Annotated in this window: 4 protein-coding genes; 3 read left to right on the top strand and 1 reads right to left on the bottom strand. The window is 45.1% G+C overall.

Features of this window, described 5'->3' with window-relative positions; all coding sequences use genetic code 11:
• Nucleotides 1–35: 35 nt before the first annotated feature.
• A complete protein-coding gene (locus tag ACUVXA_RS19025) occupies nt 36–596 on the bottom strand; it encodes a hypothetical protein (RefSeq protein WP_445872867.1) in 561 nt (186 codons plus the stop codon).
• 361 nt (nt 597–957) lie between these two features.
• On the opposite strand from ACUVXA_RS19025, the gene ACUVXA_RS19020 reads away from it, so the two are divergent.
• From ACUVXA_RS19020 to ACUVXA_RS19010, 3 genes are all read left to right on the top strand, one after another.
• Entirely contained in the window at nt 958–1,137 is a 180-nt protein-coding gene (locus ACUVXA_RS19020; protein WP_445872866.1) for a hypothetical protein, read from the top strand.
• 189 nt (nt 1,138–1,326) lie between these two features.
• Nucleotides 1,327–1,605, top strand: coding sequence for a hypothetical protein (locus tag ACUVXA_RS19015; protein ID WP_445872865.1), 279 nt, complete (start codon nt 1,327–1,329; stop codon nt 1,603–1,605).
• A gap of 964 nt (nt 1,606–2,569) precedes the next feature.
• A complete protein-coding gene (locus tag ACUVXA_RS19010) occupies nt 2,570–2,845 on the top strand; it encodes a hypothetical protein (protein ID WP_445872864.1) in 276 nt (91 codons plus the stop codon).
• Nucleotides 2,846–2,938 lie beyond the last annotated feature (93 nt).

Raw genomic sequence — 2,938 nt, 5'->3', positions numbered from 1 at the left:
TAGCCATATATGGTATTATTTAGTATTAAATCTTCCTACTGTTGTAAACCCTTGCCCAATTTAAGTCGAAAAGCTATGTACCCAATTTTGTGAAACATTTCAGCGATTCCCACCATGGTTTCTGTTTCGGTCAAAGGTATGAGAGCCGCAAGAGGAATCTCACTCACCGTTTGGCCACCCATAAAATGGCACGCGGGGCGTTGCGTGAGTTTCCCCATCAAATCATAGCAAGCCATGTCCAAGAGTCCTTTCGCCACCTCGTTTCGAGTTATATTTGCATCGAATCTCTGCTGGGCACGCTCCACATTGAAGGGACTCTCCCCCAGAATGTATTTCGCCAAACACTCCTTAATCGTCGAGATGATTTGCTCGGGAGATGTTCCAGTCTCAGGAATCCACACGAAGGATTCTCCCAAACCAATGGTGTCATCATCGCAAATCAGCTTACAGATCACAAAATCACCGCCCAGCCAAGCTTCCTCTGCACCGATTGCCATTCCCAAACCGCCTGCGCCAGATTCCATGACTCGTCGTATTTCCGGCCTGAAAGGAACATAGAGGGGAGTTAACTCGATTCTAACAATCTCATTCTTCAAACCTAAATCCATCCATTCTTTTACAGCAAACATTTTTCCTTTTTTTTACCTCAAGTTTTGCGGTTTATAAGTAAGATATTAATTTTTCTTATGACTTATAGGATTTATGATACCGATCATAGATACCCCCAAGGTCATCAAGCAGTTCGCCTACTACTTTCACCCCGACTTCTCCTACCACCAGGCGAAGAGGTTCCAACAATACCTCACCGGGATAATCACGGGAAGAAAGGCTACCTTGAGAAGCATAGCCTCAAGGCTCGTTGACGCCACAGACCAGAGCACCCTTTAACCGATTCTGACCCAGTACCATTGGGACGAGGAGGAGCTGAACCGGAGGAGACTGGAGCTTCTCCAGTCTATGAGGGAAACGCAGTGGCGCAGGAACGGCGTGGTGGCCATAGACAACACCCTTCTGCCCAAAACCGGTGAGGGGATTTCCGGAGCCGGAAAGTTCTGGGACCACAACTCAAACTCCATCGTCTACGGTCAGATCCTAGTCACAAGCCACTACGTCGACCAGGATAAGGCTACCCCATAGACTTCAGACAGTACTTCAAACAGGGGAGCCCGGAAGCGGTGAAGTACGACTTTTAGAACAAAGGTGGATTTAGCCCTAGAGCTTGTGGACTACTGTGAAGCGTTAGGGGTCCCCGAAGCCTACGTCTTCGACGCCTGATTCCTCTGCAAGAAGCTGGCGAACCACATAGAATCCTATGGGAAAAGCTGGGTGGGACGGCTGAAGGCGAACCGCATAGTCTACCACAAGAACCAGAGGATGAGTGTTAAAGAATTTGGGGAGACACTGCCGATGAAAGACTTCCGGGAGGTGGAAGTACTGGGCAAGAGCTACTGGGTCTGCGCTTGGACTCTGGAGGTCGACAAGCTGGGGCGGGTGAGGATTGTGGTATGCTATGACAACAAGGATCTTGAGGGAGAACCGGTCTACCTAGCTACTAACAGGCTTCACTGGGACGCCAGTAGGGTGGTCTTCTGCTATAGCCTCTAGGTTCCGCATAGAAAACTTTTATAGGGATACTAAACAAAACCTTAGTTTGGGAGGCTGTCAGCTTTAGATCACTTAAAGGGCACCAAGAGGCATTGGCTGCTCGTGTTCCCAGGTGTACAGTCTCCTCAAACTCATGGTTTGCGGGAGTAGGCTCTACTAAGAGGGTTAAGTCCGATTGAGACCATCGGGGCGGAGTGCCGGCAGGCTTTCATGGACCTACTACAGTGCATCATCCAGTGGGTCTACCAGATGGCCACTAACGGGACGCCGGTTGAGCAAGTAATGGGTGTGATACTGAAATGACCTAATACCTTAAATACCGCAAAACTTGAGGGCGATGTAGTCTCGTTCGATTCTGCCTCAAAAAGGAGCTTTTATAGAGCTTATTTTCCAATTTAGAACCCAAAAATAAGGGGTAGAATCGGGCGAATCTACATTACCAAACTTGAGTGAGGTTTAATTTATGAGTTTGAACTAAGACAAGAATTTGGTAGCTCTTAGAAAAGTTTCCGTTAACAGAACTATTGTTGTATTGCTAGCCATAATATTTATGATTTTATTTTTAATTGGAATAAGGGATAAACGTGCTTATGACCAAAATTATTCCCACAGAATTGCTCTACAATTTGAGAGAAACTAGTTTGAAATATGGGTGTTTTCTTGTTATTTCCGCACTGAATATTTTCCTATGGATTTATTTTCACTTGCTGGAGTCAGAATTAGTTATAATGAGAGGGCGTATTACATTTTGGTCTCAAAGGTGCTGGCTTGTAGTGGATTGTTTTCAGGAAGCTGGGGTTTTTAGCCTGCGTTGGATAGCTCTCCATGAGCAAGTGGGGACTCTACCTCGGTTTAGCGTATGAGTTGCAATATACGTAATATTTATTTGAATTTCTACTAAAGCTGTTAGTAGTAAAAATATAGGCAAAGGGATTAATTGGTGTGGGAGAAATTTTCAAATAAAATGAAAATTGGGATTGTCCTCATTCTTCTAATAGGGTTTTCAATGATATTTCTGGGTTCCTATTTTGCTTTCAAATATGGTGGGAACTGGGGAATGATGCTCTTACCATATCCTCCTTACTCTACCGAGGAGATGGCTACTGGTGTACTCACTTCAGAGGATCCTAACTTTACTTTCAACATAAGTTACTATAGCCTTTACGATGAAGAGTCCAACTATGCAGTTACTCCCTACCTTAAAGGGTTTACAGCAGTAGAAAGATTTAATGATAAATAATACCATTCTGAGACTTTAATCGTGAACCTAAACATCCGCAGAGACGTCCAATACAAGGCTACAACCCTGCCCACGAGAACCAAGCCGACAATC

It is taken from the genome of Candidatus Jordarchaeum sp., assembly GCF_052745115.1.
The sequence above is the reverse complement of the archived record's forward strand: the minus strand, read 5'-3'. Positions and strand labels throughout refer to the sequence as shown.

Coding starts and splice junctions, on each gene's coding strand:
- ACUVXA_RS19010 (WP_445872864.1), top strand. CDS start 2,570: ATGAAAATTGGGATTGTCCTCATTCTTCTAATAGGGTTTTCAATGATA.
- ACUVXA_RS19020 (WP_445872866.1), top strand. CDS start 958: ATGAGGGAAACGCAGTGGCGCAGGAACGGCGTGGTGGCCATAGACAAC.